Below are 15399 nucleotides of genomic sequence, written 5' to 3' on the forward strand. Positions count from 1 at the left end.
CAGGCTGATCATCGCCGCCCGGAGACGGACGAACGGGCCGTTCGTCCGTCTCCGGGGCGGGGCGTCAGTTCCCGGCCGCGGGCACGTAGTGCCGGTCGGGCGGGGTGGTGCCGGCCTGCACGGCCTCCTCCCGACGGCGGATGCGCTCGCGCTGGGGCACGACGATGTGCGCGGGGTCGTTGGCCGAGGCGATCCCGGCGTCGAACACGCCGAAGCGGGTGAGGGCGGAGCCCGCCATGAGCGCGAGCCCCGAGAGCGCCGCCGACCACCGCTTCTTCCGCCCGACGACCGCCCCGACCGCACCGGCGGCCAGGCAGGCCTTCGAGAGCGTCATGAGCGTCTTCGCGCGGCCCTTGTCGTAGACGTCGGCGAGCATCCCGAGGTCACGGGTCATCTTCTCCTCGGTGACCAGCTCGACCACCGCGCCCGCGACCGCCAGCCGGGCGGCCGGCTCGTTGTCCCGCACCGACGCGGCGACGAGGCCGAACCCGCCGCCGGCGGCCGCGGCACTGCCCGCGAACAGCACGGGCAGGTGGCGGTGCGCCTCGTGCCACGTGGGGACGGCGGTGTTCGAGATCAGCACCGCGGTGTACGTCGCGAGCGCCGGCCCGACGACGGCCGCGCCGACCCCCGCGACGTCGCCCGCGCGCTGCACGAACCGCCCGGTGCCACGCTCGCCCAGGTAGGGGCGCAGCGCCTCGGCGCCCGCCGCCGCCGTCGCGAAGGCCGCGAAGGGGGAGAGGATCCACGAGCCGACCGAGAGCGGCGAGGTCGGCTTGAACACCCGCAGCATGTGCAGGAAGCGGCTCGGCCGGTGCAGGTCGTGGATGAGGAAGACGGTGCCGCCCATCGCGCCGCCGGCGGCCACGTAGCGGCCCGCCCGGCGCAGGGTCGGCCGGTCGGTCGCGACCGCCATCGCCGCCAGCACCGACGACGAGCCCGCGAGCCCGCCGAGGAACAGGTACAGCGGGACGTCCGGGTTCTTCCAGACCGGCGCCTTGATGATCGGGCGCCCGTAGTAGCTGCGGAACTCCGCCTCGGGCACCTGGAGCTGCTCGCCCTTCCGACCGCGACTGCGCCCCCGCCGGGGCTTGACCTGGTCGTGGTCGATCCGGGAGCGCTGCGGCATCCGGGGGTTCAGGTCCTCGGTCACGGTCGAACTCCCCCGTCGGCGTGCTCGTCCCGATGCTCCGTCGATCGGCTCACCGCCGGCCGCCCTTCCAGAACGCCGCGACGGCGGCCACCCCGAGCCCGACGGCGGTCAGCGCCGCGTTGCGCCACATCTCGGGCAGGTCCCGGGTCGTGACGATCGGGTCCGGCGGCAGGCCGTAGACCTCCGGCTCGTCGAGCAGGAGGAAGAACGCCCCGTCGCCGCCGACGCCGTCGTTCTCGTCGCGGCCGTACAGGCGGGCCTCGTTCACCCCGCGGTCGTGCAGCTCGGCCAGGCGGGCGTCCGCAGCGGCCTGCAGCTCGTCGAGGTCGCCGAACTGGATCGACTTCGTCGGGCAGGCCTTCGCGCACGCGGGCTCGAGCCCGCTGCCCAGCCGGTCGTAGCAGAGCGTGCACTTGTGGGCGCCGCCGTCCGACCCGCGGACGTCGATGACGCCGTAGGGGCACGACGGCACGCAGTACCCGCAGCCGTTGCAGATGTCGTCCTGCACCACGACGGTGCCGAACTCGGTGCGGAACAGCGCGCCGGTCGGGCAGTTGTCGAGGCACCCGGCGTGCGTGCAGTGCTTGCAGACGTCGGAGGACATGAGCCACCGGACGTCGCGCTCGTCGTCGGGCGTCTGCTGGCCGTGCGCCCCGGCGTCGGGGAGCAGGGTCAGCAGGTCGACGGTGCCCGTGCCCGAACCCCCCGGGCCGGGCGGCGCGGTCGCCGCGTCCCGCGCCTTCGGCAGCGCCCCGCCGCCGAGCGCGGGCAGCCCGCTGGGGATGTGGCCCGTCGTGACGTCCGCGGTCGACGCGCCGCCATGGGCCGTGGTCGCCGACCCGTGCGGCCGGACGTCCTCGATGAACGCCACGTGCCGCCAGGTGGAGGCCCCGAGGTCACCGGTGTTGTCGTAGGACATCCCGGTCAGCCGGTAGAGGTCGGAGGCGTCGGTCCCGTCGTCCGGGACGAGGTTCCACTCCTTGCAGGCGACCTCGCAGGCCTTGCACCCGATGCACACCGAGGTGTCGGTGAAGAACCCGACGCGCTTGGGGTGCGACGGGTCGAAGCCCGCGTCCGCGGCCGGGTCGGGGAGCTCGCCGTAGAGCGAGTTCGCCGTCCCGGAGAACGCGTCGAAGACGTTGGTCATGATCGGACTCCGCTGCGCTTCGTCTCCGTCGTCACTACTCGATCCCTCCCGGCTCGACCCCCGCGCGGCGGCGGTAGTCGGCGACGTACTCGAGGAGCTCGGGGCCGCGTGGTCGACGTCCGGGCTGGATGTCGCAGGTCGCGACCTTCGACTCCTGGATGTGCACGTTGGGGTCCATCACGACGCCCAGCAGGTCGTTCGCCGGGTCGCCGGTCGAGATGCCGTTCGAGCCCCAGTGGTACGGGAGCCCGATCTGGTGCACCTCACGGTCCCCGATCCGCAGGGGTTTCATGCGCTCGGTCACCATCACCCGCGCCTCGATCGCCGTGCGCGCCGAGACCAGCGTCGCCCACCCCATGTGCTCGAGACCCCGCTCGGCGGCCAGCGCCGGGGAGATCTCGCAGAAGAACTCCGGCTGGAGCTCCGAGAGGTAGGGCAGCGTGCGGCTCATGCCGCCCGCGGTGTGGTGCTCGGTGAGCCGGTAGGTGAGGAAGACGTAGGGGAAGACCTCGCTCTGCGCGGGGTTGATGCGGTTCCACGCCCGGTCGATCCGCTCGAGCGCCGGGTTGTCCTGCTGGGAGTGCAGCAGGTTCGCCACCGGCGACTCGACGGGCTCGTAGTGCGTGGGCATCGGCCCGTCGGCCATGCCGGCCGGCGCGTAGAGCCACGCCTTGCCGTCGGCCTGCATGATGAACGCGTCGGTGCCCCCGAGGGCGTCCTGGCGGGTCGCCCCCTCCTCCGGCTTGAACGACGGCGGCTTCGTGGCCTCGAAGTCGGGGACGTCGTGGCCGGTCCAGCGCTCGTTCTCCTCGTCCCACCAGACGTAGGCCTTGCGCTCGCTCCAGGGCCGGCCCTCGGGGTCGGCCGAGGCGCGGTTGTAGAGCGTGCGGCGGTTGGCCGGCCACGCCCAGCCCCACTCGGCGGCCACCCAGTCCTGCTCCGAGCCCGGCCTGCGCCGGTCGGCCTGGTTGACCCCGTCGGCGTAGACGCCGGTGTAGATCCAGCAGCCCGCCGACGTCGAGCCGTCCGCCGTCAGCTGGGTGTAGCTGGACAGCGGGGCACCCTCGGCGTCGTACCCGTTGATCTCGGCGAGCACCGACTCCGGGTCCGGCTCGGAGTGGATGCCGAACGTCGGGTAGTCCCACGTCAGGTCGAGCAACGGGCGGTCGCGCTCGTCGGTCGAGGCGGCGAGCTTCTCGCGGATCCGCTTCCCGAGGTGGAAGTAGAAGTGCAGCTCCGAGCGGGCGTCGCCCGGCGGGTGCACCGCCTCGCGGCGCCACTGCAGCAGCCGCTGCGTGTTGGTGAACGTGCCGGACTTCTCCGTGTGGTTGGCACACGGCAGGAAGAAGACCTCGGTCCCGATCTCCTCGGTCCGCAGCTCCCCGGTCTCGATCTCCGGCCCGTCCTTCCAGAAGGTGGCCGACTCGATCATCTGCATGTCCCGGACGACGAGCCACTCCAGGTTCGCCAGGCCGAGGCGCTGCATCTTGCCGTTGGCGTGCCCGATCGCCGGGTTCTCGCCGACGAGGAAGTAGCCGAAGGTCTTCCGGTCGATCTGGTCCCGCACGATCCCGTACGTGCCGTGGTCACCGGTGAGCCGCGGCAGGTAGTCGAACGCGAAGTCGTTCTCCGCCGTCGCGGCGTCGCCCCACCACGCCTTGAGCAGGGACACCAGGTAGGTGTCCATGTTGCCCCAGAAGCCGGTCTTCGCCGCGTCGGCGTCGAGGAAGCTCTGCAGGTCGGAGTGCAGGTGGGCGTTGGGCATCGGGATGTAGCCCGGCAGCAGGTCGTAGAGCGTCGGGATGTCCGTCGACCCCTGGATGGACGCGTGCCCGCGCAGCGCCAGGATGCCGCCGCCGGGGCGACCCATGTTGCCCAGCAGGGTCTGCAGGATCGCCGCCGCGCGGATGTACTGCGCGCCCACGCTGTGGTGGGTCCAGCCCACCGAGTACACCCAGGCCGTCGTCCGCTCGCGCCCCGAGTTCGCCGTGATCGCGCGGGCGACCTGGAGGAACTGCTCGACGCCCATGCCGCACACCCGCGAGACCGCCTCGGGCGTGTAGCGCGCGTAGTGGCGGCGGAGCACCTGGTAGACGCAGCGGGGGTCGCGCAGGCTCTCGTCGCGCTCCGGGGAGCCCGTCGCGTGCGCCGCGTCGCCCGCCGCGCCCGCGGTGTCCGAGGACATCGCGGCGTGGTGCTCGCGCAGCTGGGACTCCCAGTGGTCGCGCTGGCCCGCGGCCGGCGCGCTGTAGCCCTCGCCCTCGAGCGACCAGGACACCGGGTCGTAGCGCCCGGTCTCCGGGTTGTAGCCGGAGAAGACGCCGGCCATGTCCTCGGTGTCGGCGAAGTCCTCACCGACGAGGTCGGCGGCGTTGGTGTAGGCCTGCACGTACTCCCGGAAGTCGAGCTCGTTCTCCAGCACGTAGCTGATGAGCCCGCCGAGGAAGGCGATGTCGGCGCCCGCGCGGAACGGCACGTGCAGGTCGGCGACCGCCGACGTGCGCGTGAACCGCGGGTCGACGTGGATGATCGTGGCGCCGCGGCGCTTCGCCTCCATCACCCACTGGAAGCCCACCGGGTGGGCCTCCGCCATGTTCGATCCCTCGATGACGATGCAGTCCGAGTGGATCAGGTCCTGCTGGAAGTTCGAGGCCCCTCCGCGGCCGAAGCTGGTCCCCAGACCGGGGACGGTGGCGCTGTGTCAAATGCGCGCCTGGTTCTCCACCTGGATCGCGCCGAGCGCCATGAACAGCTTCTTGATGAGGTAGTTCTCCTCGTTGTCCAGCGTGGCGCCGCCGAGGCTCGAGAAGCCCAGCGTGCGCCGCAGGACGCGGCCCTCGTCGTCGGTGTCCTGCCATCCGCGACGCCGGGCGTCGATCACCCGGTCGGCGATCATGTCGACCGCGGTGTCGAGGTCGAGGTCCTCCCACTCGGTGCCGTACGGGCGCCGGTAGCGCACCGTCGTCACGCGGCTGGGGCTCGTCACGAGGGACGTCGACGCCGAGCCCTTCGGGCACAGCCGCCCGCGGGAGACCGGCGAGTCGGGGTCGCCCTCGATCTGGGTGACCCGGCCGTCGCGCACGTAGATGTTCTGCCCGCACCCCACGGCGCAGTAGGGGCAGACCGACTTGACCACCTCGTCGGCGGCGTCGGTCCGCGGTGCGAGCTCCTTCGTGCGCGGGCTCTGCACCGCGGCTCCGCGGGCGAGCGGATCCGGACCGGTCGCCTGGCGGAACATCGGCCATTCGCCGAGCCAGGTGCGGACGCCCATGAGGTGGACCTCCCGTGCTGTGGTGGACCCCGGTACCGCGCGGGACCAGGGGGAACGTGTGGCGGAGGCGGACGGGAATCGAACCCGCCTGGCCGAGATACCCGGCCACGTCGGTGTTGAAGACCGCGGGGCCCACCAGGAACCCTGACGCCTCCGCCGTCGAGCCTAGGTAGCCGCCGGGGCGTCCGCAGGGCGGGGTCGACACGGGTGCGAGCAGGGCGTCGCCACAGCCACCGAGCGCCGGGAGATCCGGCACCGTCGGGTTCACCCGCCCCTCACATCGGGAAGGTCCGCGCCCGTGTGGACCGCAACCGACACGCGCCTGGTGATCACCGCGACGGCGACGGTCGTGCTGGTGATCGTGCTGATCACCTCACGGCTGCGGCTGCACGCCTTCCCGGCCCTCATGGTCGGCGCGCTCGTCCTCGGTCCGGTCGCCGGGATCGGCCCCTCGGCCACGGTCGAGTCGTTCACCGACGGGGTCGGCGGCACGCTGGGCGACGTCGGCGTCGTGCTCGGACTCGGGACGATGCTCGGCAAGCTGCTCGCCGACTCCGGCGGCGCCGACCTGCTCGCCGACGCGCTGCTGCGCCGCTCCGGGGCTCGGATGCTGCCGTGGGCGGTGGCCCTGCTGGCGATGGTGCTCGGCATCCCGCTGTTCTTCGAGATCGGCGTCGTGCTCGTGCTCCCGATCGTCTTCACCGTCGCGGTGCGCCTCGACCGCGAGCGGGGGCACGAGGGCGGCCGCGACGAGCAGGGCCGCTCGACGATCCTGCGGGTGGGCATCCCGGCGCTCGCGGGCCTCTCCGCCCTGCACGCCTTCGTGCCGCCGCACCCGGGACCCCTGGTCGCGGTCGACGCCCTCGGCGCGGACCTCGGGCAGACCCTGCTCGTCGGCATCGTGGTCGCGATCCCGACGGTGGCCGTGGCCGGTCCGCTCTTCGCCCACTACGCCTCGCGGTGGGCGCACGCCGAGCCGGCGGCCGCCCTGGTGCGCTCGGGCGGCCCCGGACGTCAGCAGGGTGCCACCGCTGACACCGAGGGTCGGCCGGGTGCCACCGCTGACGCCGCCGAGATCCCCGAGACCCCCGAGCACCCGCCGCCCGGCCTCACCGCCACCCTCACGACGATCCTGCTGCCGGTCGTCCTCATGCTCCTGCGCACGGTCGCCGACGTCGCGGCCCCCGAGGGCTCGCCGGTGCGGGCGGTCGCGGAGTTCGTCGGCGAGCCGATCGTCGCGCTGCTGCTGGCCCTGCTGCTCGCGACCCGGACCTTCGGCTTCCGGCGCGGGCTCTCCGGTTCCGAGGTGAGCTCGCTCGCCGCCGCGGGGCTCGTCCCGGCGGCCTCGATCCTCGTCATCATCGGCGCGGGCGGCGGGTTCAAGCAGGTGCTCGTCGACTCCGGGGTCGGCGACTCGCTGGCGAAGGCCGCGACCGGCGCCGGCATCCCGGTGCTCCTGCTGGCCTGGTTCGTCGCGGTGCTCATCCGCCTGGCCACCGGCTCGGCCACCGTCGCGACCGTCACCGCCGCGGGCATCGTCGCGCCGGTCCTCGCGGCCGAGCCGTCCGCCTCGCCCGTCCTCGCCGCCCTCGCGATCGGCGCCGGGTCGGTGTTCTTCTCGCACGTCAACGACGCGGGGTTCTGGCTCGTCCGCGAGTATTTCGGCATGTCGGTACGCGACACGTTCCGGACCTGGTCGGTGATGGAGACCCTCGTGTCCGTCGTCGGGCTCCTCGCGGTGCTGGCGGCGAGCCTCGTTGTCTGAGGACGAGACCGTCCTCGCGATCGACGTCGGCACCACCTCCACCAAGGCGGTCCTGGTCACGACGACGGGTGCCGTGCTGGGGGAGGGCGACCGCGGCTACCCGCTCGCCGAGCCCGAGCCGGGCGCGGCGGTGCAGGACCCGGAGACCATCTGGGAGGCGGTCGGCGACGCCGTGCGCGACGCGGCCGGCGGCACCCGCCCCGCCGCGATCGCATTCTCGGCGGCGATGCACGGGCTGCTCGGGGTCGACGACGCCGGCGACCCGGTCGGGCCGCTGCTGACGTGGGCCGACGCGCGGGCGGCCGGCGTGGCCACCGAGCTGCGCCGCCGCGACGGCGCCCTGGACCTGCACCGCCGCACCGGCACGCCGATCCACTCGATGAGCCCGCTGGTGAAGCTCGCCTGGCTGCGCCGGGACCGGCCGAGCCTGCACGCGGCGCCCGCCCGGTGGGGCGGGGTGAAGGAGTTCGTGCTCGGGCGCGCGACCGGTCACCGGGCCGCCGACGCGTCCTGCGCCTCGGGCACCGGCCTCATGGACCTCGTGGGCCGGAGCTGGGACGACGAGGCCCTCGACCTCGCCGGGCTCGCCCGGGACCGCCTCGACCCGATCGTCGACACCACCGCGGTCGTCGGGAACCTGACCGCGGCCACGGCGCGGGAGTGGGACCTGCCGTCGGGAACGCCCCTCGTGGCCGGCGCGGGCGACGGACCGCTGGCGAACCTGGGCCTCGGGGCGATCCGGCCCGGCGTCCTGGCCTGCTCGATCGGCACGAGCGGGGCGCTGCGCCTGACCGTCGACCGGCCCGCGGTGGACCCGCGGGGACGGCTGTTCTGCTACGCACTGACCCGGGACCGATGGACCGTCGGTGGCGCCGTCACCAACGGCGGCGTGGTCCTCGACTGGGCCACGGAGACGTTCGGCGCGGACGCCGACACCCTGCTCGACGAGGCCGCGGCCACCCCGCCCGGCGCGGCGGGGCTGCTCGCCGTCCCGCACCTGCTGGCCGAACGCGCCCCGCGCTGGGACGGCGGGCTCGGCGGGACGTTCCTCAACCTGCAGCGCGCCCACGGCCGCGGGCACCTGACGCGTGCGCTGCTCGAGGGCGTCTGCCTGCAGCTGCGGCTCGTGCTGGACTCGGTGCGCGACGCGGGCATGGCGGTCGAGGAGGTCCGGGCGACCGGCGGGTTCGCGCGCAGCGCCTTCTGGCGGCAGCTGCTGGCCGACGTGCTCGGTGTCCCGGTCGGGTTCGCCGAGGGCCACCAGGGCTCCGCGCACGGCGCCGCCCTGCTCGGGATGCAGGGCGTCGGTCTGCTCGCGGACACGGCGGAGGCGCTCGCGGACGCCGCGGACCACGTCACGATCGCCGAGACCCTCGAGCCGGGGCCCGCCGCGGCCGGTCACACCCGTCGCCGGGACGTGGTGGAGCGGGTGCACGACCAGCTCGCCGACGTGGTCGGCGAGCTGCGCGCCGGCGGCTCCTAGGAGTCGGCCGCGTCCGCGACGTCCTCCAGCTCGACCAGCGACTCCTCGAGGTAGCCGAGCAGCTTCTGCAGGCTCGGCACCGCGCGCCGGTCGCCGGTGAGGCCGAACTCCATGTTGTCGGCGTAGGACACGACGGTCATGTTCAGCGCCTGGCCGTCGAGCGGGATCGACACCGGGTAGATGCCGGAGAGCTTCGCGCCCTCCCAGTACAGCGGCGACTTCGGCCCGGGCACGTTCGAGATGATGACGTTGAAGCCGGGGTTGATCACCGACGAGAGCCCGGGGACCGTGCCGAGTGGCAGCGGCGCCGCGACGGCCAGCGACAGGGCGGCGACCGCCATCGGGTCGCGCTGGTCGAGGTTGCTCTTCGCGGCCTTGCCGGAGGCCTTGATGCGCTCGAGCCGGACGCCGGGGTCGGGCTCGTCGGTCGCGAGGGTCACGAGGATCGCGCCGAGCTGGTTGCCGAAGCCGGTGGAGCCCAGCGAGACGGGCAGGGCGGCGACCAGGGAGCGGTCCGGCAGCTCGTCGAGCTCGGCCATGTAGCGGCGCAGCGCGCCGGAGCACATCGCGAGGACGATGTCGTTGACCGTCGATCCCGTGCGCTCCCGCACCCGCTGGATGCGCTTGAGCGGCCAGGACTCCGCCGCGAAGCGCCGGGCGCCGGTGATCGGCACGTTGAGCATGCTGTGCGGTGCCTCGAAGGGCAGCGCGGTGTCGCGGTGGGCGAGCCCGTCGTAGAACGCGTTGGCCAGGGCCGGTGCGACGCCCAGCGCGGAGTTCGTGGTGCGCACGGTGTCGGCGATCGCCGAGCCGACCGTGCGGGCGCCCTCGGTCACCGTCGCCCCGATGCGGTCCAGCACGCCCGGCGAGCGGGTCGCGACCTCGGTCGAGGGCTTCGTGCGCCGCGGCCGCGGGTCGACCTGCCAGAACGGGGGAGTGTCGAGGTCCTCGGGGTCGGTGGAGAGCGTCTTCTGCAGGTGCTTCACCCCGGTGACGCCGTCCATCATCGCGTGGTGGAACTTGAAGTAGGCGGCGAAGCGGTCGCCCTCCACGCCCTCGATGAGGTGGAACTCCCACAGGGGCCGGTGCCGGTCGAGCAGCGAACCGTGCAGGCGGGAGACCAGCTCGAGCAGCTCGCGGATGCGTCCCGGCTTCGGCAGCGCCGAGAGGCGGACGTGGTACTCGATGTCGAGGTCGTCGTCGTCCTCCCAGGCCCACTGCCCGAGCGTGCCGACGCTGCGCACCGCCTTGCGCGCGAACGGCTTCGCGACGTCGTGCGAGGAGACGAGCCGACGGTGCAGGTCCCCCAGGAAGTCCGGACCCGCGTCCTCGGGTCGGTCGAAGAGCAGCAGGGACCCCACGTGGGTCGGGTGCTCCCGGGACTCGGCGAGCAGGAACATCGAGTCCCGGAACGACATCACACCCATGCTGCCCATCCTCCCGCCGCGGTTCCTGTGCAGGGAAGGACGCGTCGCGCGACCCGCGGATGACGCCGCCCCCACCGCGATCTTCGTGATGCCCGTCTCACGGGGCGACCAAACGGGCCAGGGCCGCCTCCAGCTCGGCCAGCGTGCCGACCTCGACGCCGCCGCTGCGTCGCACCGCGGCGCCGATCATGAGGTTGTAGCGCAGCCCCTCCTCGCCGCCCTGGCGCAGGTCGTTGCGGTAGGCGAGCACGGGCTTCCCGTGCGCCGCCGCCCACGCGACCTCGACCACCGTGCCGTTGTCCGGCGGCTCCTGGTCCAGGCACGCGACGACCAGGTCGGCGCGCTCCGCGATCGACGCCAGGTGGACGTCGCCGAGCGCGAGCCAGCGGTCGTCCCCGGTCGGCAGGTCGACCGTCCACGGGTCGATCACGTCGACGTGCCGCCGGACGAGGGGCAGCAGGTGCTCCTCGTAGAAGGGGCGCGTGGACTCGGCGAACCCGTAGGGACTGGCGACGTAGGCGATCATGCGGACCACGCTGGCAGCGAGGCGTCGTCGCTGTCATCCAGTGGCAGGAGAGCCGGCATGCGCGTCGTAATCACGGGAGCGGGCGGTTTCGTCGGGGGCCACGTCGCCCGGGCCTTCTCGACGGCGGGTCACGCGGTGTCCTCACTCGACCGCGCGGCCCTCGACGTCACCGATCCGACCGCGGTCACGCGGGCGGTCGCGGGTGCGGACGTCGTCTGCCACCTCGCGGCCCGGGTGCGCGTGCGCGAGTCCCGCCGGGACCCGTCGTCGTACTGGCGGACGAACCTCGACGGGACGCGCCACGTGCTCGCGGCCTGCTCACCCGCGACCCGGGTCGTCCTCGCCTCGACCGCGGCGGTGCACGCGACCGCCGACACCCCGATCGGCCCCGACGCGCCGCTCGACCCCGCCAGTCCCTACGCCGCGAGCAAGCTCGCCGCCGACCTCCTGGCGCGCGACCTCGCCGCCGCGGGAGGACCCGGCGTCGTGAGCCTCCGGGCCTTCAACGTGGCCGGCCCGGGCGACCCCGACACCTCCCGCGTGCTCCCGGCCCTGCTCTCCGGACGCCCGTTCACGGTGCACGGCGACGGCTCGGCGGTCCGCGACTACCTCCACGTCGCCGACCTGGCCGACGCGTTCGTCGCCGCGGTCGACGCGGCCGAGGCGGGGACGTGGCGGGCGTACACGGTGGGATCGGGGCGGGGCACGGCGCTGGCCGACCTCGTGGACGTCGTGGGGCGCGTGACCGGGGTGCCCGTCCCGGTCGAGCACGGGCCCGCCGTCGCCGAACCCGCCCGGCTCGTCGCCGACCCGTCGCGGATCGCCGACGACCTCGGCTGGCGACCCCACCGCTCGGACCCTCAGCGCATCGTGGCGGACGCCTGGACGTCGCTCCCGAGGTACTCGGCGTAGAAGGTCGCGAGCCGGGCGACCGCGGCATCGACGTACGCGGGCTCGTCGTACATCTCGTAGTGGCCCGCGCCCTCGACCACCATGAGGTCGACGGGGTTCGGGGCGAGCTCCCAGAGCCGCAGGCCGGACCACGCGGGACCGGGCGCTCGCGGTGCTGGCGGCCGAGTTCGACCGGCGCCTGACGCGCATCTCCCCGGGCGACCGGCAGGAACTGCGGCGCATCCTCACCGACCTCGTCGGCCCCTGAGGGACGGGTTCAGCCGGCGGACGTCGTCCAGGCGCGCACCCTCAGCATGGCGTCGGCGAACGCGGCCGGTGCCTCGTAGGGCAGGGCGTGGCCGACGTCGACGACGCGGTGCTCGTGGCGGCCCGTGAACATCCCGGCGTGGTCGGCGGTACCGCCGGGCTTGAGGGGATCGTCCGTGCCGTCGACCGTCACGGCGGGGACGGTGATCGGCGGACGTGCGGCCAGCGTGGCCTCCAGCGCCTCGTAGGCGGGGTCGCCGGCAGCGTTGCCGAGGGCGTGGCGGTAGGCGTGGGCCACGACGTCGACGAAGTCGGGGTTGTCGAACGCCTCGGCGGTGCGCGCGAAGAGGGCGTCGTCGAACCGCCAGCGGGGCGACCACTGGTGCCACAGCATCCGGCAGAGCTCCCGCCGGTGGGTCTCCAGTACAGCGCGACCCCGCTCGGACTGCAGCAGGTGCTGGTACCAGACGGCGTGCTCGAGGCCCGGGGCCTGCGGCCGGCGTTGGGCCGCGACGTCGATGACGTCGTAGCCGCCCAGGGCCACCAGGCCCGCGACCCGGTCGGGTCGGAGCGCGGCGAGCACGCAGGAGGCGAGGCCGCCCCAGTCGTAGCCGGCCACGACCGGTGCGTCGAGCGACAGCGCGTCGAGCAGGGCGAGCAGGTCGGAGCCGAGCGCGCGGCCTGCTGCCCGCTGCGCGGCGTCGTCGGGAACCGGAAGCGCGTCGGGCCGTGGCCCCGCAGCCAGGGCCGGACGACGCGGGCGCCCCGCGCGGTCAGCAGCGGGACGACCTCGTCGTAGGCGTGGACGTCGTAGGGGAAGCCGTGGGTGAGCACCACGGGCCACCCGTCGACCGGACCGTCGTCGAGGAAGGCGACCTCGAGGACGCCCGCCCGCACCGTGTGCATGCCCGCACCCTCCACCGTGGCGCCCCCGGCAGGACTCGAACCTGCGACCTTGGCATTAGAAGGGCCTTGCTCTGTCCAGCTGAGCTACGGGGGCCGACCCGCGACCAGCGTAGTCGGGGTGGCCCGGATCGCAGCCGCTGCCCGAGGCGGCACCTACCCTGGTGGCGTGGCCCGACCGAGCACGCGCGACGCCGCGGTGCCCACCGACCCCGCGGACCGGCGCCCGTCCACCGCGTCGGCCGTGTTCTCCCAGGCCCTGCCCGGCGCGGCCGTGGCCGCCGTCGTGGCCCTCGCGCTCACCGCACTGTCCGGGGCGGAGACCTACGCCCGCCTCGGCCTGCCCGACCCGGGGCCCGTCGTCACCTACGGCCTCCCGGTGGTGCGGGCGCTCACCGAGTCGGCCGCCGTCGTCACCGTCGGCGCCCTGCTCCTCGCGGCCTTCCTCGTCCCGCCCCGCGGGCTCGGGTGGCTCGCCGCGGACGGCTACCGCGCGGTGCGCGTCGCCTCCTGGTCCGCCGCGGCCTGGGCCGGCGGGGCCCTGGTCACCGGGATCTTCGCGATCGCGGACGCCTTCGCGCGCCCGCTCTCGGCAGTCCTGACGACGAGCACGCTGACCGAGTCCCTCGGCGGCCTCCCGGCGGCCCGCATCTGGTTCCTGACGGCGGGTGTGGCCGTGTGCTGCGCGCTCGTCGCGCGTCTCGCCCTGTCCTGGCACGCGGCGGTGGGCGCCTTCGCGCTGGCCGTCCTCGGGGTGCTCCCGGCGGCGTTCGGTGGCCACTCGGGGACCGGCACGGCCCACGACGTGGCCATGAACAGCCTCGCGCTGCACGTGGTCGCGGCGGCGCTCTGGGTCGGGGGACTGCTCGCGGTGCTCGTGCACGCCGTCGTGGGAGGAGCCGACCTCCCGACGGCCCTGGGACGGTTCTCGACGACGGCCTTCTGGTGCTGGGTGGTCCTCGCGCTCTCCGGGACCGTGAACGCCCTGCTCCGGGTGAACCCGGCCGATCTCCTCGTGAGCACCTACGGCCTGCTGCTGCTGGCGAAGGTCGCGGGCCTCGTCGTGCTCGGTGTCTTCGGAGCCGCGCACCGCACGCGGACGCTGCCCGACGTCGCGGCCGGCTCGCGCTCGGCGCTCGTACGCCTGGGCGGCGTCGAGGTCCTGATCATGTTCGCGACGGTGGGCGTGGCGGTCGCCCTCGGGCGGACGCCGCCGCCGGAGATGACGACGCCGCTGCCGAGCCGGGTCGAGGCACTGCTCGGGTACTCGCTGGACCGGCCGCTCGACCTGGTCGGCCTGGTGATGGACGCCCGACCGGATCTGCTGCTGGGAACCGCCGCGGTGGTCGCCGCGCTCGGATACCTCGCCGGGGTGCGCCGGCTGTGTGCCCGCGGTGCGGTGTGGGCCGGACGGCGGACGGCCTCCTGGCTCGTGGGGTGTGCCGTCCTGCTCCTCGCGACGTCGAGCGGGATCGGCGCCTACGCACCGGCGCAGCTCAGCGTGCACATGATCCAGCAGGTCCTCGTCGCGTTCGTGGTCGCGCCGGCCTGGGTGCTCGGCCGCCCGGTGGCCCTGCTGCGGGCGGTCCGGCCGCCCGGGACCGACGAGCTGCCCGGCCCGGGGGAGTGGCTCCCGGCGCTGCGGCGCTCGCGGGTGGGTCGGTGGGCGACGGCCCCGGTGGTGGCGACCGTCGTCCTCGTCGGCACGGGCTGGGTGCTCGACGCCGGCGGGCTGTTCGACGCCCTGGTCCCCGAGCACGTGGGCCACCTGACGATGACGGTCGGGGCACTGGCCGCCGGGTGTCTGTTCGCGCGGGTCGTCGCGAACGCGACCCTCCCGGTACGCGCCCGGGTGGGCATGGTCGCCGTGGCCGTCGTCGGACAGGTCGCGCTCGCGGTGACCGTGGCCACGTCGTCCCGCGTCGTCGGGGCCGACCACTGGCGCCAGCTCGCGCTCCCGTTCGTGGACCGTGCCGTCGACCAGACCGCGGGTGGGTTCGTCCTCGGCGCGGCGGTGGTTCCGCTGCTCGCACTCCTCGTCGTGGCCCGCACCCGCTCCGACGTGCAGGTTTCGCGTTGACCGACCCCCGGTGAACGGGCCGTTTCGGCGGGGCGTAGTGTTCTCATCGCTCCCGGGGAACGGACGCCGAGCGGCCGGCCGGGAGAGCGGATCGACGATGAGGAGCTCTCCTCCGGGTCCGGTACAGTCGAAGACAGAGGCGCTCCGCCGGCTCCGAGCCGGGGAACGGACTGCCTCACCGGTCGCCTTCGGGCGGGCCGCGCCGGGGGTCGACCCCCCGGGAACGGGCCCGAATCGCTTCCGGTACAGTGGGAAACACCGCGAAGGAAACCGCCGGGAAATCGGCTGGTTAGAAACGCGTGTGGTCGTCCTTTGAGAACTCAACAGTGTGCTGACGTTTTGTGTTCTGGCCCCAAATATTTTTTGGGGTTTCTTTGAGTAGCTAGTTTTTGTCAGAGGTCTTGATTGGTCTCTAACGTTTTTTGTTGGAGAGTTTGATCCTGGCTCAGGACGAACGCTGGCGGCGTGCTTAACACATGCAAGTCG

Annotated in this window: 11 protein-coding genes, 2 tRNA genes and 1 rRNA gene; 5 read left to right on the forward strand and 9 right to left on the reverse strand. The window is 73.8% G+C overall.

The genetic code is table 11. From position 1 onward, the window contains the following. Nucleotides 1–64: 64 nt before the first annotated feature. The 4 genes from nrfD to LN037_RS28325 form a co-directional block, all read right to left on the reverse strand. Nucleotides 65–1153 (reverse strand): NrfD/PsrC family molybdoenzyme membrane anchor subunit, encoded by a 1089-nt coding sequence (gene nrfD / locus LN037_RS28310; protein ID WP_230759778.1) that lies wholly within the window; start codon nucleotides 1151–1153, stop codon nucleotides 65–67. A 49-nt stretch (nucleotides 1154–1202) separates the two neighbouring features. After that, nucleotides 1203–2300: a 4Fe-4S dicluster domain-containing protein gene (locus tag LN037_RS28315; RefSeq protein ID WP_230759780.1), complete on the reverse strand. Its 1098-nt coding sequence runs from the start codon at nucleotides 2298–2300 to the stop codon at nucleotides 1203–1205. 34 nt (nucleotides 2301–2334) lie between these two features. Beyond that, nucleotides 2335–5571, reverse strand: coding sequence for a formate dehydrogenase (gene fdh, locus LN037_RS28320; protein ID WP_230759783.1), 3237 nt, complete (start codon nucleotides 5569–5571; stop codon nucleotides 2335–2337). Between the two features lie 59 nt (nucleotides 5572–5630). Next, nucleotides 5631–5726, reverse strand: a tRNA-Sec gene (locus tag LN037_RS28325). A gap of 143 nt (nucleotides 5727–5869) precedes the next feature. Here LN037_RS28325 and LN037_RS28330 point away from each other — a divergent pair. Both LN037_RS28330 and LN037_RS28335 read left to right on the forward strand, forming a co-directional pair. Continuing rightward, nucleotides 5870–7336, forward strand: a complete 1467-nt coding sequence (locus LN037_RS28330) for a GntT/GntP/DsdX family permease (protein ID WP_230759785.1) — start codon at nucleotides 5870–5872, stop codon at nucleotides 7334–7336. Next, entirely contained in the window at nucleotides 7329–8819 is a 1491-nt protein-coding gene (locus LN037_RS28335) for a gluconokinase (protein WP_230759787.1), read from the forward strand. The genes LN037_RS28330 and LN037_RS28335 overlap by 8 nt, the downstream gene beginning before the upstream one ends. Here LN037_RS28335 and LN037_RS28340 read toward each other — a convergent pair. Continuing rightward, nucleotides 8816–10246 carry a WS/DGAT/MGAT family O-acyltransferase gene (locus tag LN037_RS28340; RefSeq protein ID WP_230759789.1) on the reverse strand — a complete coding sequence of 477 codons (1431 nt, stop codon included), beginning with the start codon at nucleotides 10244–10246 and terminating at the stop codon, nucleotides 8816–8818. The two genes, LN037_RS28335 and LN037_RS28340, sit on opposite strands and share 4 nt — an antisense overlap. 97 nt (nucleotides 10247–10343) lie before the next feature. Beyond that, nucleotides 10344–10772: a nucleoside 2-deoxyribosyltransferase gene (locus tag LN037_RS28345; protein WP_230759791.1), complete on the reverse strand. Its 429-nt coding sequence runs from the start codon at nucleotides 10770–10772 to the stop codon at nucleotides 10344–10346. A 57-nt stretch (nucleotides 10773–10829) separates the two neighbouring features. On the opposite strand from LN037_RS28345, the gene LN037_RS28350 reads away from it, so the two are divergent. After that, nucleotides 10830–11684, forward strand: coding sequence for an NAD-dependent epimerase/dehydratase family protein (locus tag LN037_RS28350; RefSeq protein ID WP_230759793.1), 855 nt, complete (start codon nucleotides 10830–10832; stop codon nucleotides 11682–11684). On the opposite strand, the gene LN037_RS32970 is transcribed toward LN037_RS28350, so the two are convergent. From LN037_RS32970 to LN037_RS28360, 3 genes are all read right to left on the reverse strand, one after another. After that, entirely contained in the window at nucleotides 11633–11767 is a 135-nt protein-coding gene (locus LN037_RS32970; protein WP_255695151.1) for a hypothetical protein, read from the reverse strand. The two genes, LN037_RS28350 and LN037_RS32970, sit on opposite strands and share 52 nt — an antisense overlap. 173 nt (nucleotides 11768–11940) lie before the next feature. Next, nucleotides 11941–12549, reverse strand: coding sequence for an alpha/beta fold hydrolase (locus tag LN037_RS28355; RefSeq protein WP_230759794.1), 609 nt, complete (start codon nucleotides 12547–12549; stop codon nucleotides 11941–11943). Nucleotides 12550–12853: 304 nt separating this feature from the next. After that, nucleotides 12854–12930 (reverse strand) — tRNA-Arg (locus LN037_RS28360). A 72-nt stretch (nucleotides 12931–13002) separates the two neighbouring features. Here LN037_RS28360 and LN037_RS28365 point away from each other — a divergent pair. Continuing rightward, nucleotides 13003–14913, forward strand: coding sequence for a bifunctional copper resistance protein CopD/cytochrome c oxidase assembly protein (locus LN037_RS28365; protein WP_230759796.1), 1911 nt, complete (start codon nucleotides 13003–13005; stop codon nucleotides 14911–14913). Between the two features lie 422 nt (nucleotides 14914–15335). Beyond that, nucleotides 15336–15399: ribosomal RNA gene (locus LN037_RS28370) — 16S ribosomal RNA — on the forward strand; the annotation flags it as partial.

Origin of the sequence: Actinomycetospora soli (assembly GCF_021026295.1) — a bacterium.
GTDB classification, from domain to species: Bacteria; Actinomycetota; Actinomycetes; order Mycobacteriales; family Pseudonocardiaceae; genus Actinomycetospora; species Actinomycetospora soli.

What these genes read in the sequence shown, in the direction of transcription:
- LN037_RS28315 (WP_230759780.1), bottom strand. Translation starts at nt 2,300, where the DNA reads ATGACCAACGTCTTCGACGCGTTCTCCGGGACGGCGAACTCGCTCTAC.
- LN037_RS28340 (WP_230759789.1), bottom strand. Translation starts at nt 10,246, where the DNA reads ATGGGTGTGATGTCGTTCCGGGACTCGATGTTCCTGCTCGCCGAGTCC.
- LN037_RS28345 (WP_230759791.1), bottom strand. Translation starts at nt 10,772, where the DNA reads ATGATCGCCTACGTCGCCAGTCCCTACGGGTTCGCCGAGTCCACGCGC.
- LN037_RS28350 (WP_230759793.1), top strand. Translation starts at nt 10,830, where the DNA reads ATGCGCGTCGTAATCACGGGAGCGGGCGGTTTCGTCGGGGGCCACGTC.
- LN037_RS32970 (WP_255695151.1), bottom strand. Translation starts at nt 11,767, where the DNA reads ATGGTGGTCGAGGGCGCGGGCCACTACGAGATGTACGACGAGCCCGCG.